This window comes from Polaribacter atrinae, assembly GCF_038023995.1.
Lineage (GTDB): Bacteria > Bacteroidota > Bacteroidia > Flavobacteriales > Flavobacteriaceae > Polaribacter > Polaribacter atrinae.
Window position 1 is genome coordinate 940024 of the sequence record NZ_CP150660.1, and the last position, 20776, is coordinate 960799.

General features: G+C 29.7%; 13 protein-coding genes. 9 read left to right on the forward strand and 4 right to left on the reverse strand.

Annotation, left to right across the window (positions count from 1 at the left end):
* Positions 1-13: 13 nt before the first annotated feature.
* Positions 14-2143 (reverse strand): TonB-dependent receptor plug domain-containing protein, encoded by a 2130-nt coding sequence (locus WG945_RS04185; protein ID WP_068448490.1) that lies wholly within the window; start codon positions 2141-2143, stop codon positions 14-16.
* A gap of 97 nt (positions 2144-2240) precedes the next feature.
* Here WG945_RS04185 and WG945_RS04190 point away from each other — a divergent pair, with 97 nt between their 5' ends.
* From WG945_RS04190 to WG945_RS04230, 9 genes are all read left to right on the forward strand, one after another.
* Complete coding sequence (locus tag WG945_RS04190; protein ID WP_068448491.1) at positions 2241-3143, forward strand: DUF6607 family protein; 903 nt, start codon at positions 2241-2243, stop codon at positions 3141-3143.
* A 3-nt stretch (positions 3144-3146) separates the two neighbouring features.
* On the forward strand, positions 3147-4619 hold the full coding sequence (locus tag WG945_RS04195; RefSeq protein WP_068448492.1) for an ankyrin repeat domain-containing protein: 1473 nt from the start codon (positions 3147-3149) through the stop codon (positions 4617-4619).
* A gap of 11 nt (positions 4620-4630) precedes the next feature.
* Positions 4631-5122 carry a DUF2271 domain-containing protein gene (locus WG945_RS04200; protein WP_068448493.1) on the forward strand — a complete coding sequence of 164 codons (492 nt, stop codon included), beginning with the start codon at positions 4631-4633 and terminating at the stop codon, positions 5120-5122.
* 11 nt (positions 5123-5133) lie between these two features.
* Positions 5134-7332 carry a PepSY domain-containing protein gene (locus tag WG945_RS04205; RefSeq protein WP_197482056.1) on the forward strand — a complete coding sequence of 733 codons (2199 nt, stop codon included), beginning with the start codon at positions 5134-5136 and terminating at the stop codon, positions 7330-7332.
* Between the two features lie 11 nt (positions 7333-7343).
* Complete coding sequence (locus tag WG945_RS04210; RefSeq protein ID WP_197482057.1) at positions 7344-7697, forward strand: DUF6686 family protein; 354 nt, start codon at positions 7344-7346, stop codon at positions 7695-7697.
* A gap of 104 nt (positions 7698-7801) precedes the next feature.
* Positions 7802-8896, forward strand: coding sequence for a hypothetical protein (locus WG945_RS04215; protein WP_068448494.1), 1095 nt, complete (start codon positions 7802-7804; stop codon positions 8894-8896).
* Positions 8897-9051: 155 nt separating this feature from the next.
* Positions 9052-11073, forward strand: coding sequence for a sensor histidine kinase (locus WG945_RS04220; protein ID WP_068448495.1), 2022 nt, complete (start codon positions 9052-9054; stop codon positions 11071-11073).
* A 5-nt stretch (positions 11074-11078) separates the two neighbouring features.
* Positions 11079-11924, forward strand: a complete 846-nt coding sequence (locus tag WG945_RS04225; RefSeq protein ID WP_068448496.1) for a metallophosphoesterase — start codon at positions 11079-11081, stop codon at positions 11922-11924.
* A 1-nt stretch (position 11925) separates the two neighbouring features.
* Entirely contained in the window at positions 11926-12675 is a 750-nt protein-coding gene (locus tag WG945_RS04230) for a LytR/AlgR family response regulator transcription factor (RefSeq protein WP_068448497.1), read from the forward strand.
* A 192-nt stretch (positions 12676-12867) separates the two neighbouring features.
* On the opposite strand, the gene WG945_RS04235 is transcribed toward WG945_RS04230, so the two are convergent.
* The 3 genes from WG945_RS04235 to WG945_RS04245 form a co-directional block, all read right to left on the reverse strand.
* Complete coding sequence (locus WG945_RS04235; RefSeq protein ID WP_068448498.1) at positions 12868-13053, reverse strand: hypothetical protein; 186 nt, start codon at positions 13051-13053, stop codon at positions 12868-12870.
* 26 nt (positions 13054-13079) lie between these two features.
* Positions 13080-17804, reverse strand: a complete 4725-nt coding sequence (locus tag WG945_RS04240) for an alpha-amylase family glycosyl hydrolase (RefSeq protein ID WP_068448499.1) — start codon at positions 17802-17804, stop codon at positions 13080-13082.
* A 270-nt stretch (positions 17805-18074) separates the two neighbouring features.
* A protein-coding gene (locus tag WG945_RS04245) for an IS3 family transposase (protein ID WP_340866941.1) occupies positions 18075-19237 on the reverse strand; the annotation gives its coding sequence in 2 pieces (ribosomal slippage) (positions 18075-18997 and positions 18997-19237; 1164 coding nt in all).
* Positions 19238-20776 lie beyond the last annotated feature (1539 nt).

Sequence of the window (20776 nt, forward strand, 5' to 3'; positions counted from 1 at the left end):
TGGTTATTAGTGTTTAAAAATTAAGGTTATATAATAGTTTTAAGTAATAAGAACGTCCGTAGCCCAATAACAAAGAATTATTGTTAGAAGCATGTGCTACTCCGTCTGTACTTGCGTTACTCACATTTACATTAGTAACATCAAATAAGTTTCTACCGCCTAAAGTGGCTTGAATTTTATTGTTAAAGAATGATTTTTTTACAGAAGCATCTACCCAATTATAAGCGCTAGTAGAAGATTTAGAAAATATAGCATTCCCATTATCATCTACACCCGATGAAATATAATTTTGCTGATTCCCATTGTGTTTAAATAACACTGTAAACGCCGTTTTCCATTTTTCTATATTGTAACTCGCACTGGTATTTAATTGAAAAGAGTATAAAAAGTCGTTTTCTGCATGTATTTCATTCGTAGCTATTCTAGAAATACCTTGTAAAGTAGCCCCCAAATTAAAGGTCCAATTATCTTTTTTAATACTATTTTCAGAAGAGATTCCCCATAATTTATAAGCATCAATATTAATGTATTGATATTGCAAAGGAGTAGGATTTACAATAGCTAAATCTATCTTATCGGCAACATCTAAATAACTAACCTTTAAACTGTTTAATAAAGACAAATCATGAATATAACTGTGTTTTTTCAGGTTGATAAATGCCGTAAATCCGTTTTCTGGATTCAGGTTTTCATTCCCTCTAACATCGTGATTAGAATCTACAAAGTAATAATACAACTCTTCAAAATTTGGAGTTCTGTAAGATGTACCGATGTTACCACGTAACTCAAAACCATTATTCATTAAATAACGCGCACTAATAGAGGCTAATATTTTAGCTTTGAATAGCGAATTATATTCATATCGTATTCCGGGTCTTAACGTAAAAGCATTAGAAAACTTAAATTCTGACGAACCATAAAAAGCATAATTATTCTGAGATTGCGTTTTATCTTGTTGTGTAACATCGCCAGAAGCTTGCGTATCAAAACCATTAATAAACCTTGTTTCATATCCTAATTGAAAATTAAAAACATCACTTTTTACAAGGTTATTAATGCTTCCTTTAGAAAAGAAAACTTTACTAGATTGGTACACTTCATCCGTTTCATCACTTCTTTCTGTACTTAAAATGTAGTAATTAAACTCGTTTAAATAACGCTTTTGTTGTTGATAAGAAAGTGAAACATTATAATTAGCACCTGTATTTAAACTCCCTACAAGATTTAGATTATTTACAAACCGATGCGTTCTAAAAATTTTATCCGTTGCAGACGGATTACTCGTTTGCGCCTGTGTATCTATATTTGCTCTAACTGCTTCATCATAATAATTTATGAGCTCATTAAAGTATTCAAATTTGTAAAATAATTGAAAATTATCTTTCTTGTATTGTACAAATGCAGTTGAATTAAATTGTTCTTTTGGTAACCAATCATATCCTCTTAAACCATCATTTTGGTAATAGCTTTTTCCTTGTTTACCATTAAAAAAACCTGCAAACTGATTGCGATTCACACCAACTCTAGCAAACCAATTTTCATTTATATTATGAGAGATATTAAACGCTTGTATATGCCTTCCTTCATCAAACCAAGCATACTCATCACTCACTGTTTCTTCTTGCAAAGAAGCATTAATATTCCATTGAGTTTTTATCGATTTTTTAGTGATAATATTAATGACTCCAGATACAGCATTTGCACCATACTCTACCCCCATTGCTCCTTCTACAATTTCTATTCGTTCTATATTATCTAAATTAACTTGCGTTAAATCGATGTTGTTTCCTAAGCCGTTATCACTAACTAAAGGAATATTATCAACCAAAATATTAAAATATTGAGCATCTAATCCGAAGAAAGAAATAGTAGACTTACCCGTTTGAGAACTTGGTACAATGGTTAGGTTTAAATTAAAATTTAATAAATCTGCTAAATTATTGGCGGCCTGACTTTCTATTTGGGCTCTTTTTATAACCGTAACATTGTGTACAGATTTTTTTACAGATTGAGGATTGTACTGACCAGTAACCACAACCTCATCTAAAACAGTTACTTCTGTTGAATCTTTTTTAACCTCTTGACCAAAAGTAGTCATAGAAAACACAAGCAATACAATTGTAAACTTCTTATTTAGAAACATTCTTAATAATTTTCGACAAATATATACGTTATTTTTAATCAATCTAAATAAATTTTATATTTTTGTCGAAATAATTAAAAAACCAAAAAATTATAAAATGACTAAATCAATATTAACTACACTACTACTTTTAGTTTCGATAACTATTAGTGCACAAAGTAAAAAGAAGAAAGATCAAAATGCCATAAAAGAAATGTGTGGCTGTTATGAAGTGACTTTCAATTTTGCAGAGACTTTTAACTATAGTAAAGATTCTACTTACAGACCTTCTAAAACAAAAGTTGATAAAGGTTTAGAATGGGCAGGCTTGGTTGAAGACGAGAATAATAAAATCTCTATTCAGCATTTATTACAAGTTGGTAACCCAAATGACCCAATGATTATTAAACACTGGCGACAAGATTGGTTGTATGAAAACACAAATTTTTACATGTTTAATGGTGATAACAATTGGACTTTTGAGCAAAAAAATAAAAGCGACGTAAAAAAACAATGGACACAAAAAGTATATCAAGTAGATGACAGTCCGCGTTACGAAGGTTCTGGAACTTGGGTTCATGTAGACGGAAAAAGCTATTGGGAAAACGAAACTACTGCTCCTTTACCAAGAAGAGAATACACAAAAAGAAGCGATTACAACATCACTTTAAGAGGAAATAGACATGAAATTACAAGCTACGGTTGGCTTCATGACCAAGATAACAGTAAAATTATTCGCGAAGCGGGAAAAGAAGATGTTGTTTTAGCCAAAGAAAAAGGGTACAATACGTACGTAAAAGTTGATGATAGCAGATGTAAAGCGGCTTCTGACTGGTGGAAAACTAACAATAACAAATGGCAATTAGTAAGAAATAAATGGGAAGATGTATTTAGTAGAAATAAAAATTTATCCTTAGAAACCAAAGTAGACAACAAACCTTTGTACAAGTTTTTATTTTCTGATAAAATTACAGAAGAGCAAGAAATGAATGCAATAATTGAATCATTTGTAAAAAAATAAATTATGAAAAAATCTTATAAAGTATCCATACTGTTTCTTTTAATAAGTATAACAGTAACAGCACAAAAAACAAACATTTTTCATGATCGAGCGTTTTGGAAAACAAACCCAAACATAGCTATTGTAGATGAAAAAATTGCTGCAGGAAATGATGTTTCTGCATCAAACGAAAATGCATTTGACGGTGTTGTCTATGCTATTTTAAGTAAAGTAGATAATAAAACGATAGAATACCTTTTAACTAAAAAAGGAAATGACGTTAATAAAAAAACACATGATGGGCGAACGTATATATTTTGGGCTGCTTATACTAACAATATAGAAATTATGAAACATCTTTTTTCTAAAGGAGCTAAAACAGATGTAATAGACACACACGGAAACACTTTTTTAAACTTTGCTGCTTCGGCTGGTCAATTAGATATTGAATTGTACAAATACAGTTTTAGTATTGGGGCAGATATTACAAAAGAAAAAAACCATGATGGAGCAAACGCTTTATTATTAGTGGCATCTCATTTAAAGGATTTTAAACTTGTAGAATATTTAATTACAAAAGGCGCTTCTTTAGATGATAAAGATGCAGAAGGAAATGGCCTTTTTGAATATGCTGCAAAAGGTGGTAACACCCAATTTTTAAAAATTCTTTTAGACAAAGGTGTAGCTACCGGTAAAAATGCGATGCTGTTTGCAAGCAAAGGCTCTAGAAATAAACAGAACACTATAGAAACGTATCAATTTTTAGAAAAAAATGGTATAAAACCAAATGTTGTTGATGCAAACAATAGAAATCCACTTCATTATATTGCTAGAAACAATAAAGACATCTCAACTTTTAAATACTTTATAGACAAAGGTGTTGCAACTAATTTACAGGATAAAGAAGGAAATTCTCCTTTTATGAATGCAGCCAATAGCAATAGTTTAGAAGTTGTACAATTATTATCTAAGGATGTAAAAGATATCAACCTAAAAAATAATGATGGTCACACTGCTTTAACAAATGCTGTTGGTAGAAACTCTGTTGATGTTATTGAATACTTATTAGAAAAAGGTGCAGACATTAATACAGTTGATAAAGATGGAAATACGCTTTCATACTATTTAATTAACAATTTTAAGGCAAATAAGCCTGAAATTTTTGAAACAAAACTAAAAGTTTTAACAAAAAAAGGATTGGTTGTAAATCAACTTCAAAATTCTGGAAATACCTTATTACATATTGCAACATTAGAAAATAATTTGCCTTTATTAAAAAGATTAGCAGCTTTTAAAATTGATGTAAACGCAATAAACAAAGAAAATTTATCTGCATTACAAATAGCAGTAATGAAAGCTAAAAACACAGAAATTATTAAATATTTATTAAGCATTGGTGCTGATAAAAATATAAAAACAGATTTTGATGAATCTATTTTTGACTTAGCTTCTGAAAACGAATTGTTAAAAAAACAAAACATCCATTTTTTAAAATAATACTCTAAACGATGATTAAAAAAATATTATTAGTAATTCCAATATTTTTATTGGTAGTAGCCTCTTTATTTAGCTTTAAGAAAACGAGCGAAAGTGCTCCATACAAATGTATGATTCAAATGAAAAACTACACGGGCGAAGGTGCTTACGTAGTAGTTTCATTATTAAACCCAAATGGCGAATATGAAGAAACTTTATACGTGCAAGGTGATGATGATGAATGGTATTTTGACATTACAGAATGGTGGAGTTTTCAAGGTAAAAAAAGAGCAGATATTGATGCAATTACAGGAGCTACAATTAGTGGCGGACAACGTACCATAAGTGTTATTAGAATTGATACTGACAAAATAGACAAAGGGTACAAAATCCGTTTTGAAACCGCTGTAGAAGATCAGGAATATCATAAAGACGATATCGAATTTGAGTTAACAACAGCTAATTTAAAGTCTAAAATAGAAGGAAAAGGATTTATACGCTACGTAAGAATGTTAGCACAATAAAAAGAAACAGAATGACAATTTCTATTTGGAGATATAGCCACTTAACCCTGGCTATATCTTCTGCTTTATTTATTATAATAGCTTCTGTAACCGGAATTATATTGGCTTTTGAACCAATCTCAGACAAATTAAACTCGTTTGATGTTGTGCCTACTAATCAAATTTCTATTGCAGAAACCATTGCCGTATTGCATCAAAAATATGATGAAGTAATTACCATAGAAGTTGATGAGAATGATTTTGTGTCTGCAAATGTTATTTTAGAAGATGGTAAAAGTGTTACTTTTTATATCAACCCAAAAACAGGAGAAAAGATTGGAGATATTATCAAAAAAAAACCAATTTATGAATTTGCTACCAACTTACATCGTTCGTTGTTTTTAAAATCTACAGGAAGAATATTAATTGGTTTTGTTTCCTTTTTACTACTGTTAATTTCCGTTACTGGAATTGTATTAATCGCAAAAAGACAAGGTGGTATTTCTAAGTTCTTCTCTAAAATTGTTAAAGAAGATTTTAACCAATATTACCATATTATTATAGGACGTTATACATTAATTCCTATTATGATCATTACCGTAACCGGAGTTTATTTGTCTTTAGAAAAATTCTCTTTATTACCCAAAGACACTGCTGTTCATCAAAATATTGAACAGAAAAAAGACACATCAACAGTTAATAGAGCTAATGTTGAGTTTTTTAAAACAACAAAATTAGATGAAGTTAAAAAAATAGAATTACCTTTTTCTACAGATGAAGAAGATTATTACTATGTAAAACTTACTGATAAAGAAGTTGCTGTGCATCAAAAAACAGGACAAATTATCAGCCTAAAAAAACAACCACTCGTAACTTTTGGGGCTTATTATAGTTTATTACTCCATACAGGAAAAGGTTCTATTTTATGGTCTTTTGTTTTATTATTAGCATGTTTTGCTATTTTATTCTTTATTTTTTCTGGTTTTGCAATGACTTTACAAAGAAGAAAGAAAACGACAATCATAAAAAATAAGTTTCACAAAAATGAAGCTGAATACATTATACTAGTTGGTTCTGAAACCGGAAGTACTTTTAATTTTGCAACGGCATTTTACAAAGCTTTAATAGCTTCTGGTAAAACGGTGTTTTTATCAGAATTAAACCAATACACAAGCTATAAAAAAGCCACAAACCTTATTATATTTACAGCAACTTACGGTGAAGGAGAAGCACCTATAAATGCTAAGAAATTTATTTCTAAAATTGAAAGCACACCGCAAAACAATATCTTAAATTTCTCTGTAGTTGGTTTTGGCTCTAAAGAATATAAACAGTATTGTCAGTTTGCTATTTTAGTGCATGCTAACTTGCAATTACACGACAAGTTCACTCCTATTCTACCCATTTCTAAAATTAATAATCAATCTTTTTCTGATTTTAATCAATGGTTAGAAGAATGGAATACTTTTCACAAAACAGAACTTACCATAACGTCAGAAAGCCTTTTAACAACTAACAAAAAAGAACAGGAGTTTACAGTTATCGATAAAACGGACATTAATATTGATGACACTTTTTTAATTCAATTAAAACCGAATAAAAGAACAACTTTCGAATCTGGAGATTTACTTTCTATTACTCCAAAAAACGAAACAAGAAGTCGTTTGTATTCTATTGCTAAAATTGATCATACAATTCTGTTAAGCATCAAAAAACATGAATTCGGACTTTGCTCTACTTATTTTAATAGCTTACATAAAACTGATAAAATGATTGCAAGCGTTCAAAAGAATGTTGCCTTCCATCTTCCGAAGAAAGCAAAAGAAGTTATTTTAATTGCCAACGGAACCGGAATTGCCCCTTTTTTAGGAATGATTAATGGAAAAAAATCAAACACAAAAGTTCATTTATTTTGGGGAGGAAGAACAAAAGAATCCTTTAAAATTTATAAAGACACTATTAATACTGCTATAGAAAACAAAGAACTTACTTCTTTTTATACTGCCTATTCTCAAGAAGAAAAAGAAAAAATATATGTTCAAAATATATTAGAGCAGCAAGCAACTTTAATAGCCAATACTTTAAAAAACGGAAATACAATTATGATTTGTGGCTCTATTGTTATGCAAAAAGGAGTTACAAAAGTATTAGAAGAAATCTCTAAAAAGCACCTACAATCTTCATTACATCAATTTGAAGAAAACAATCAAATTAAAACTGACTGTTACTAAAAATTAAAACAATGTGTCAAAAATCTAAAATAATAGCTAGCGTTAAAAACGGAGAAATATCAATTTGTAAAGATTGTAATAATTATAACCTTGTTTTTAATAACATCTTTTTTCAGTTTGATAAAGAGCAATTGAATAAATTTAAAGAGTATGTTGCAGAAATAGACATTAACTATTGGTTAGACTATAGCGCAAGCACCACACAACGAAGAAAAATACCTGTCCCTACTTTTCATCAGAATTTAGTTTTAGTATTTGATAGCTACGAAATTGAAGAATTAAAAATACTTTTGGGTATCAGTAAAGGAAATAAAAACAAAATGATAGCTACTGCGGACATTGATTATACTTTAATCTTAAATTAAACTGCGAATTCTAATTCTTTAGCGACGGATTCTAAAACCGGTAAAATTTAAGTCAACTTCCCTTCTACTTTTACAGTGTATTAACACTTAAAAAAGTAGAAATTATGAAAACTATATTAAAAACATCCGTATTTGTAGTAGGTTTAATCCTATTAAGCAGCCCGTTTATCAGTTGTGATAATAAAAAAATAATAAAAGAAAATAAATCAATTGTACTTGCAAACGATGCTGCTGCAATTAAAAAAGAATCTACCATAAAAGTTACATCAAGAAAACCTATTGTTTTTATTGCCGGTTTTGATGTAGGAAATGAAACTTATTATACCAATGCTAGAAGTTATTTTGAAGAAAAAAATATCAAAATAATAGACGGACAATATTCTCTAGAAGAAATAATTGTTTGGCTAAATAAAAACGCCAACGGAAATCCTTACGGAGATGTTCATATTGTAAATAACAGCAATCCGTATAAAGGCATGAATTTAGAAACCATTGTTAGAGGCGATAAAATTACTGCAGAAACTTTAAGAAAAACGATAACACAAGGTACACTACCAACACTAAAAAATGTAGTTAATAAAGATACTCGAATAGTTTTTCACGCATCTGGATTAGTCGAAAATAAAGAGTTATTAAAAACATTAAAAGATGCTTTATCAGCACAAACATTACCAAAAGTAATTGCATCTCCTTATTACACCATTTTTAGCGGCAAATTTTCTAACTATTATTTAGCACAGCCTTATTATGTATTTTATCCTACCGCTCATTCACCAGGAAAGATCGATTTATCTAAAGAGATTGCTAATAAATATCCAGAAGAAAAAAACATTAATTGGTATGATGCTTTAAATAATGAAGAAGAAAGATATGTTGGCGAAGCTTATACAACACAGTTTTCTATACCAATTAAATGGGAGTTTGGTTACCACAATACAGATGACGAAATGCCTATATTTACTTCTGAAAATGAGGTAAAAGAATGGATTGAGCAACATGAAGAATTGATGGTAGAAATTAACGATTATAACATTCCGTTAGATAAATACAGATGGACATGGCGTAGAAAAAACAGCACCTTAATTATTAGAGGTAGAACTACAGGATTGGTAGTATTAAAGCCCTTAATTAAACCATATGGAGATTTAAAACACATAGAGCCAGACACCAATAACAAGCGTTTGTATGCTATAAAATAGAACCGTAACTAAGGCTATGATTAAATTTTCTATAACATATTTAGAAAAAATAATTCAAATTTATTATCAATCATTTTAAAATTCATTTGGTATTAAACGTCATTACACAAAACTAAAAACGATGTAATGGCGTTTAAATTAGTAAGTTTGTTATCATGAAAATATTTTTTAAATTTTTATCTTCAACATTATATCCTAAAAGAGGAACGGAGCGTAATTTCATGGTTTTAATAATTTTTATTGCCCTTTTTTATATAAATCCCACTCATTCACAAAACCTTAATTTACAAAATTTTTCTATTTCTGATGGTCTACCAACCACTACAATAAATGATATTGATCAAGATGAAATAGGTTATTTATGGATTGCAACCGACAAAGGATATTCAAAATTTGATGGTGTAAATTTCACCAACTACAAGCAAGAAGAAGTAAATTGTCTGTTGATTGAAAAGAATAAAATTTACATCGGTTTAAAAAATGGACTTTTAGTACTTCAAAATAATAAATCTACCTTTTTTGAGAGCAAAGAAATCTTAAAAATAAAATTGATTCACCATAAAATTATTTTAGCCACTGTACAAGGAGTTTGCGAATTAAAAGAAGATTACATTCAGCCTTTAGAAATACATCCTCAAATAGATTTTTCTATTATTAACGATATTATTTCTTATAAAAACACTGTTTACATCGCCTCTATAAAAGGTTTATGGAGTATAGAAAAATTATACAAACCTTTAAAAGTTGAGAAACTCATAGAAGAAAACACTACTTCTCTTTTAATAAATAACAATCAATTAATTGTAGCAACAGCTACTAAAGGATTAAAAATTATTGATGATCATACCATTGTAAAAAGTGTTCCTAATTTAGAAAATATTTCATCTATCAAAAAAAGAAATGATGAAATTTGGATTGCTTCCCCAAAAAATGGAATTGATGTTTTAGAAGCAAACACCTATATTTTTAAAAGAAAAATCAACAAATACAATACCGCAATTTCTAGTCAGATAAACACCGTTTTTAAAGACAACCAAAACTCTATTTGGATTGGAAGTTCAAACAAAGGTTTATACAAATATAGTAGCGAGATAGTAGTAATTAAACCAGAAGTATTTATTGAAAATATTGCCGTTAATTATAAATTAATAGACTCTTTAAACGTAACTAAATTAGTTTTAAAATCACATGAAAACAACATTTCGTTTTCTTATAAAACCATCAATTTAAAGAACCCTAAAAACACAGAATACCGTTATCAATTAAATAATGACTTTACGCCTTGGAGCCATCAAAATCAAGTTGATTTTGCAAATCTAAAAGCTGGCAACTATCAATTTACAGTACAATCTAAAGAAGGCAGTTTACTTAGTAAAAAAGTAACCTTTTCTTTTTTTATTGAAACACCTATGTATCAAAAAGCATGGTTTATAATATTATGTATTGCTCTTTTATGCCTCCTTTTAGCTCTTTTTATTGAGTTACATATTAGAAAGCTAAATAAAAAAAATCAGCAAAAAATTGATACTTTAAAAGTAGCAAATCATTTACTGACTTTAGAGCAGAAAGCATTACAGCTGCAGATGAATCCGCATTTTATTTTTAATGTTTTAAATGGGATAAAAGCACTTGGTAATTCTGGAAATTCTAAAGAATTAAATAAAACCATTTCACAATTCTCTATACTTTTAAGAAGTGTTTTAAACAATTCTCGTTTAGAAGAAATTAGCTTACATGACGAAATAGAAACTTTAAAAAACTATTTGGAGTTAGAGCAAAAAATGAATTCGAAATCTTTTAAGTACACCATTCAAACTTCTTTAAATAATATAGACTCAGAAGAGATTTTAATTCCGCCAATGTTATTGCAACCTTTTATAGAAAACTGTATTAAACATGCTTTTCAGCCTAATACATCAGATGCAAAAATCAAACTTCTTATAGAAGTTAAAAATCGCTTCTTACATTTTACGGTAGAAGATAATGGAATCGGTTTTCATCAATCTAAAAAAGTAAAAATAAAATCAAATCATCAGTCTGTAGCGTTAGAAGTAACTAAAGAACGAATTCAGCATTTGTCTAAATACAATTCATTTTCAATCGAAGAAATAAAAGAACAAAATGAAATAAAAGGAACAAAAATTGGATTTAAAATTCCTTTAAAAACTGACTATTAAAAAAAATGGAAAGAAGAAAATTTATAAAGAATACTTTATTTACAGGAATTGGAGCAAGTCTTGTTGGTGGATTTTATGCTTGGCAAGTAGAACCTTTTTGGTTGGAATTTGTACATGTAAAAATGCCTATTAAAAACTTACCGAAAAATTTAATAGGAAAAACATTAATGCAAATTAGTGATGTTCATGTAGGTAATAAATTTGATTATAATTACATTATAGATTCTTTTAAAAAAGCACGCCTGTATAATCCCGATTTTGTTGTTTACACAGGTGATTTCGTTTCTTATGAAACTCCAGAACAGTTTGATCAATTAGAAAAAGTTTTTGAATATGCTGTAAACGGAAAATTAGGTACTGCTGGTATTTTAGGAAATCATGATTATGGAATCAATTGGTTAGAAAAAGATGTTGCTGATAGAATTTCTAACATTTTAGCTAAAAAAAATATTACAATTTTAAGAAACGAACAAATAAATTTTAATGGTTTAAATATATTGGGTATTGATGATTATTGGGGCACTAATTTTAACCCAACAAAAATTATGAACAAATATGATGCTGAAAAAGCAAACCTTGTTTTATGCCATAACCCAGATGTTTGCGATTTAAATGTTTGGAACAATTATAAAGGATGGATTTTATCTGGACACACACATGGAGGACAAGTAAAACCTCCGTTTTTACCACCTCCTATTCTTCCTGTAGAAAACAAAAGGTATTCTTCTGGAGAATTTGATTTGTACGATGGTAGAACACTTTACATCAATAGAGCTCTCGGAAATTTATACCAAGTAAGATTAAATGTAAGACCCGAAATAACCATTTTTGAATTAGAAGAACAAGTATAATATGAAAGCATTAACAGCAATCTTAGTAGATGATATACCTGCAGCATTAGACATGTTAGCGCATGATATTACAAACAATCACCCAGAGATAAACATTATAGGCAAGGCAAAGTCTGTTGTAGAAACTGCTAAACTGCTACGTAAACAACAACCAGATATTTTGTTTTTAGACATTATGTTAGGTGATGGAACTGGGTTTGATATTCTTGAAATTTTTCCTGATTTAAAATCGAAAATTATCTTTGTGACTGCAAGTGATGCTTTTGCTATAAAAGCTTTTAAATTTGCAGCTATAGACTATATTTTAAAACCTTATTCTGATGAAGATTTAGCTATTTCTATAGAAAAAGTACAAAATCAAATTCAGCCAGATAAAGCACAACTGCATGTTTTGCAAGAAGCAGTAACGGCTCCTAATAATAAACCTAGCAAAATATCTTTACATACTTCAGAAAAAATAATTGTTGTTAATATTGAAGATATAATCCGTTGTAAAGCGGATAACAACTACACAACATTTTATTTTAAAGATAACTCAAAAATACTCGTTTCTAAAACCTTAAAATATTATGCTGATATGTTAAAGGAAGTCAATTTTTTAAGAGTACACCAAAGTCATTTAGTAAATACTATATTTATTAAAGAGTTTATAAAATCTGATGGTGGTTACCTTATGCTTACCGATAATTCTAACGTTCCGGTTTCTATAAGAAAAAGAAATGAAGTGTTAGAAGTGCTAAATTCTTATTAAGTAAGAATTAATTTATACTTTTTTAGAATCTATACTTAAGCTTTTATAAAAAAAAGGATTAAAAACAAAATGTTTCAATCCTTTTTAGTTCTTAAAAATTACTTTTAAAATAAAATCTATGCCTTATTTCTGAGTTAATAAAAAAGCATATCATTTTTTTCAGTGAACTTTATTTTTAAATTTTTTAGATTATTAAAATCGAGTTCCTGGTGCTTCTGGACTTGAGCTTGAAGCTTGAGCTTTCTGTGGATTTAAAATTAAATAAGTTCCTAATGCTGTTAGAGCTGTATATTTACCATAATTACCAATCTTTTTTATAGCTTCTTTACGTGTGATTTCTTTAATTTTATTTTCTGAATTATCTATTTGTTTCTTCATGATGTATATTTCTAATATTTAGCTAATTATTCTAGAATTATTTTTTTATTTAAAGTACCTGAATCTGTATTTAATTGAATAAGATAAATACCAGAAACTAATTTAGGTAAAGTAATCTCTTTTATTTCGTTTGCTTTAAATGAAATATTTAGTAATTGTTTACCAAGAATTGTAAACAACTTAAGGCTTGCTTTTTCTTGTTTTAATCCATCAATTTTTAAAGTTGAGATATCTGATTTATAAATATTAATAGAGCTTAAAGAGGCCGTATCTTTTATACTTAAAGTACTTTCTGTTGCATATAAATAAAACCGACCACTCCCCTTTAAAGTTGATGTTAATGTAGTTGTATATTTACTTCCTGCTTCATCTAACCTTATAAAAACACCTTTGACTCTATCCTCTAAAAATATTTTTAAGTTCGTTGGTAAATTTAAGGTTTCTGCAGAAATTGTTATTTCTTTTCCATTATCGCCATTCACTCCAATTGGTACAATCATAGATTCTAAATTAGTGCCCGGTAAAGATTGTACTTGATATTTTTTTCCAATATTATTTTCAATTAAATATGAGTAAATCGAAAAATAATTTGAATCACCTTCATATAATTCCCCATCATATCCTATATCCAAACCAGTTGTTGCAACTTCTAAATACTTAACTTTTGAATAATGATGTATAGTGCCATCTGTAAGTAATAATTTAATTTCTGTATTAGCTCTATTTTTTTTAAACGTATCTACATTATGGATCTGATTGGATTCAGAAAAATTAAAGACTCCACCAATAGAATTTGCTTTTACCAAGAAACCTTGTCCTGGAGCTAATATAATATTATCTCCGATAGTTTTTACTTCATAAGCACCATTTTCGAGTAACCCTTGGTTCCAAAGCCACATTGTTTTGGTTTCTGATATAGCAGCTTCATTATTTAAGAAAAAAGCACTATTAATATAAGAAGTATATGGGTTTCCTAATAAATTGTATCGATTTGCAGAGTTGTTTAATATAAAATCTACTCCAGAATTGTTAGTGTTAATAGTTCCAGTAAATGATATATTGCCAGTATTTGTTCCTTTTTTTATAGAATACCCAACACCCGATATAAAAGAAGCACTTACTCCAACTTGATTATACATCCAACCATCAGTAGCTGTATTATAAATAGAAATTGCGGTATTAGGAGGATTAACTGCAATATCATTTTCAGCTATATATGTATCATCATAATTTTGCCCCATAACTGGTGATGACATTAAGTACCATCCTTTTAAACCTCCTCCAGCTACAAAATCGATACTTCTGTTGTAAGTAACGTTACCCGTAAATGTAGATTGTGCTATTAAAGAAGCACCAGACTCTACAATAGCCGAACTAATAGCAACAGCACTTGAAGCTGTAGGGAAATTAGTTATTCCTATTTTTGGAATTGTCACTTTAGCTGTTGTAGTTGGAATTGAATTAGAGTTCCAGTTCGAAGCCGTATCCCAGTCTGAACTAGTTGCTCCTGTCCACTGTATATTATTACAACCATTTAAAGTGTAAAGCCCTGCTTCATTAGGGCAATTATCAACATCGTCATAAACTCCATCTCCATCTGAATCTACAAAATTAGGTACAGGAAGTATAAAGTTTGTTAAAACCATCGTTTGCCCTGGTTGTAACGTGTAAGTTTGTGATTGCGAGTTTACTGTAAGTGGTGTGTTTATAAAATTTGTATCACCGTTGTTTTGATACCATTGACCTACAATAGTATAAAAAGGTGTTGCATCTACTGATCCTGCATTTGCATATGGGTTAGAAAGTATAATTAAATGATTGCCATTGGTATCAGATAGAGATAATCTTTTTATGCTATAATCGCTTCCATTTCCTAGATTTGTATAATCAATAGGCTCACTATACCAGTTGTGGTCTAAACGAGATTGTAGTAATTGAGAAATCAACGTATATAATTCTTTTCTGTTGGCATCATCATAATATTCCCAGTGTACTGGTTTCTCGCCAGTACGTCCGTTAAAATCAATATCAATGTCATATCCCAATTCTTGAAATTGCCATAGCATTCTAGGTCCAGGCAGCATTAAATTGAATACTGTACCTCCTTTAAGCCTTTCTATACCTTCTGCTATTTTTTGTATTGGATCTGCAATATCTTTAATACCGTTACCGTATGTAAATAGCTCATATGCTTGCCTTTGCTCATCATGACTTTCTGCATAAGATACTAGATTTGCGTAATTAAAATTCCATTGACTAGAGTTAAAAACCCCTGTTGTATACACATCAATATTATCTGTATCATATCCCAAATTAAAATTTTTAATTTGATTGTGATGTCCTACACCAGACCACATTAAAATACCATAATCTGCTAAAACTTTATCTTCTGCAGGATTTGCTAAATGTTCAAAAATAGCAACTGAACTCGGTTTAAAACTCCACATTTCATCTACCATTCTTTTTAGAAGTCCTTGTCTGTCAGTGTCTACATTACTTGCCCACTCATCACTTGGGTTTTGTGCTGTTTGCGTAATTCCTTTAGTAAAATCAAATCTAAAACCATCAAAGTTAAATTCGTCTAACCAAAACTGTAATGCCCTATCTACAAAGGCTTGTGTATGTTCACTTTCATGATTCCAATCATTACCCCAATGTCCGTCTGTACTATAGACCGCCTTGTGTTCTGCATTAAACCATGGATTATCTGCCGAAGGACGATTATTTACATCATCCCAATACATTAGAACCATAGCATTAGAACCAAAAGCATGGTTTAATACAACATCATTAAAAACTGCGATTCCTCTTTTGTGTGCTTCATCTATAAACTTTTTAAGATGTTCTCTGTTACCATAAGCTTTATCAGCTGCAAAATAGTAATTAGGGTTATAGCCCCAACTAGAATTTCCTTCAAACTCTGAAACTGGAAGCACGTGAATTGCATTTATTCCTAAATTTTTTAAATAATCTAAACGTTCAATAGCTGCTAAATAACTACCATCTTCTGTAAAGTCTCTAAAATGAAGTTCGTATATATTTAATTCATTTCTTGATGGAGCTACAAAATCTGTTACTTCCCATTGATAAGAAACACGTCCTGTTTGAAGCACCGAAGCTCTTGTTTCTAAAGATGAAACACCAACAAATTTATTGGTTGGAAAAGTTGGTAAATCAGAATAAATGGTAGCAGATATTTGAGTATCTTGACTATCTGATATTTGCTCAGAATAAGGGTCTGCTATTCGAATAATTCCATCTATAAAATACTGAAAAACATATTGATGATTTTCTTTCAGATCTGTTAATTCAATCCACCAGAAATCACCATCTTTATTCATTTTATACTCCTCTAGAACTTCCCAGTTATTAAAATCTCCAATAACATGTACAACATTTTTAGAAGCTGTTGTATTAGAACCAGAGATAGTTCCATCTCCTTTTTTATAATTTGTAAACGTAGGTGTGTGTAAAACTAAATAGGCATGAGAAGTGTTAGCATTGTCATAATTAATACCAGCTTTTAGCCCTTCTGGCATTGTAACATTTACTGGTGTATTGTATCCTTGTATAGAAAACGTTTTAGATTTTAATAAACCTCCACCAAAATCTGCTGTTATTTTATAATCTTTCTTTATGGTATTCGAAACGGGTACATTATAAATAAAATTATCTGATAAAGAAGTTGTTGCAATTGTTGAAGGAGTAGGACTAATCTCTTCTAATACCCAATCTGCAACCATAGGATTGTTTTTTGTATTATTAAAGGACGTAGCTTCTACAGAAACAGAATTACCAACTGCTTCTAACTTTGTTATGTCTACAGAATTTGTAAGTGCTATAAAACTACCATTATTTAGAGTAATATTATAGTTATTTCCTTTATTATCTTCTTTTGTTGAACTATCTGGACTTCTAAATAAAAAATTTAAACCAAAGGCATCATCATTATCGGTAAGAGCGTAATAATCTGTTATAGATGATAAGGTAATTGTATGTACCGTATTGTTGCTCATATCTTGTGTCATTTCCCCCACATGATCATCTTGCCCCCAGTTTCCAATGGCAATGTCAAATTGCGTTGTATTATCTGGGTTTGAAGAAACACCAGAATGAAAATAAATAGACGATTCATTTTCTAAAGCTGTATGCTTTGAATACAAAACAACTTCAACTGATTGGTCTTTTGAAGGTACTTCTGGTATTATTTTTACATGAGAAATTGCAAAGTTTGCTTTATAATTAGCTCCTCCGTTATTCACATAATTAGAGTCATTACATCCAGAATTTCCAGAATTATCTCCTTTTACTTGAAGGTAAGATTCTATGGTATAGTTTCCGCCAGCAAAATCGGTAATATTAATACTAAGACCATTTTCTTCCCAACGTTGGTCGTTATTAGTTGCTAGATTTTCAACCCAATTTAAGGCAATAGGTTGAAACGGATATGCTGTAAAATCTGCATCACTTCCTTCTGGAAATATTCGATAAAACATACTTCCTCCACAAACATTTGCAGAACTTTTCCATGAATACATTTCTGCTCCAGTAATTTTAAGATTTCCATCGTTTACATAAAATGTTCCCAAATCTTTTCCTTGAAACGATTCTTTACCTATATCACCTTCGAGATTATACCTTGTACTTGTTCCATTTTGATTAATATTAATTGCAGCTTTAAAAGCACCAAATTCTTGGGCATAAGAATAAGTACATGTTAGCGTTAAAATAAATAGTAATATTTTTTTCATATACCGATTATAATAATTGTTTATATTTTATTTATTAGCATTAAAATTAAGTAAATAATTGAATCCGTATCAACTAAACACAATACGAAAACGTTTTCGTGTTGATAACTTCTTTTTTATGCAGTAAATATTTAATTTTTTCGGTATAATTAATTAGAAAACAACAAATTTATGACACATTTTTAATATATCTTTAGATTGCGATACTGTATAATTAATGAAACTTATAAAGTGCTTTATGGACTACCTAATAAAAATGGGACTAATTTTTTAGGCCGCATTGTTGATAATTCGTTTTAGTTTTAGTTCCATTTCTAATGGTGTTAAATAATCCAGGCTTGAATGAATTCTCTTTGTGTTATACCAAGTAATGTATTGGCTTACTTTGTCAAATAATTGCAAGTAAGATTTAAATTTAAAGCGATACAGCCATTCGTGTTTAATAGTCTTGAAAAAGCTTTCCGCTACTGCATTATCCCAACAGTTCCCTTTCCTGCTCATGGATTGTGTTATATTGCTATTGAAAGAAAAGATATTAGTCATTGTATTAGCTGAATATTGAACCCCTCTGTCAGAATGAAATATGAAGTTATTTGAAATATCTCTTGTTCTTCTAGCATGAACCCAGGCTTTTAGTACTGTATTTTGAACCGTCATGTCTTCACTTAACGCCCATCCTACTACTTTTCTGTCAGCTAAATCTATAATAGTTGTTAGGTAATTCCAGCTGTTATTTACCCTAATATAAGTAATATCTGACACCCATTTTTCTCCTATTATTGAACTTGAAAATTCTCTATCCAGTTCATTTTTAGCCAATGGAAAGCTATGCTTGGAATCTGTTGTGTTTACAAACTTTCTTCTTAAAACACTTTTTAGTCCCATTTCTTTCATCAATATTGAGATATAAGAACGGCAATAATTCAGGTCTTCTCGTTCTAACATTTTTTGTATTCTACAGCTTCCATAAATCTCTTTACTGTCTTCAAAAATTGCCTTAATCCTTTCTTTTAGGAGTATTACGGAGTTTTTAGCTCTTACTAACCCCCTGCTCTTACGCCAATTGTAATATGCATTTTTACTGACCCGCATACATTTACACATCTTCTCAACCACAAAATCTGTTTCATTTGATAATATGAATTGATATTTTATTGGTCGCTCTTGGAAAAGATGCTTACTGCCTTTTTTAAAATATCACGCTCCATTTTCACATCACGTAATTCTTTACGCAGCGCTTTAAGTTCTTGCTCTTCTTTTGTAAGTTCCCTTTTCTTGGAAAAGTCTCCAGATTTAGCCTCATAATCCTTTTTCCAACGACTTATAAGGCTGGGAGCAACAACATAGTCCTCGCTAATTTGTTTTGCCTTGATTCCTGATTGCAATAGTTCTACTATTGTAACCTTTAATTCGTTATCGTATCTTTTTGCCATAATTCAAATATATAATTTATGACCGTAAAAATTCGTCACATCTAAACTAGACAATCCAGTTTGCTATTATTTTTTTAAAAGTGATTTACTTATTATATCTAGAGCGTTTTCCTTTTTTGTTTTTTTTGGTGCCGCTTCCTTTTTGATGTTTTTGTATGATTTCATAAGATTTAATTTTGATTTACTTCCCATAATGCCTTCGCTGTTTCCTTTTTTTGTTGCTGATACATTTTCATTATTTTGAATTGATAAAGACTTATAAAAAGTGGAGCGCAGCATAACGGTTTATGCAGTCTGTTCAACTTCAAAATCTTGGTATTTTGCTGTCAAAAAAGGAAGAAATAGGGAGGCATGGGAATTAATCGAAATATGTATGCGAAGTACAAAAACATAGGAAGTGGCACCAAATGATAAAATAAAATTCCTATCTGGCGGAGGCATTCACAATTTTCGCTCAGAAATGGAGTGCCCCATTCAGGCGCAGCAGAATGGGGCAACGAAATGGAAAGCTAAAATTGTGAATTGTGTCCAAGATCATTTTTAGAGAAGCGTTTTTTTCGAAATGAAGCTTTTTTCGAAATGCAGGAAAATGTGCTGAACGGAATATAAAAACAAAATTTTCTTGTATAGCAGTATTTAAAGCGGACTTGACTTTAAAGTCGTAGTTTGGAATGTAGTTTGACCTCTTCCCGATTTTTTTTTCGGGAATAAGTGGTCAAGTGAAATGTAAATCGGAGACTTTAAAATTGTGTCCAAGACTTTTTTTAGAGAAGCGTTTTTTCCGAAATGAAGCTTTTCGCGGAATGCAGGGAAATGTGCTGAACGTTTTATGAAACTTACATTTATACATAAATTATTTCAACCATTAGAAGCTTATCCCAAATCGCTAATATAAAAGAAAGGTAAAATCAATCCCCCATCTTAAAATCTTCTAAAACTACACTAACTCAATATTTACTAAACAATTACTTAGAAACCCTGTAATAGAATATAAAGATCCTGTCAATACATCAGAACCTATTTTAGTACAGTTAATAACATTTATTGTATTTTTTACAGAGACAAATAAAATTTGTGTTTTAAAACTATAATTATCAAAAATCTATCTAACTTCTTTAATAAAAAGTAAACACCTAGGAAATTGATAATTATCTAATAAAAATTCTTTATCCCATAAAAACTCTACCTATTATAAAATACTAATACATGTTTTTTCTATTATCATTTATAAATCCTATTTTTTAGAAAACTACAACCAACTCCTAAGAACTATGATTCAATATATTTACAACCGGTAAACTACTGAGGGAGTAGACAATAAGTAAAGTCAGTCTGAAACAAATATTACTATTAACTATTTCCTAAAAAATGCAAATGTTAGTTTTGAATAAAAAATTAAAAGTCTATTCAAAAAAAAATAGTAAAGCAAAAAATTAAGAAGATCTAAAGTTGCTAGTAAAAAAGATTAAAAACACTAATATTTGGAACTTCAATACATTGTACAACATTCTTCCACCTATTGCTTAGTAATTTTCTTAT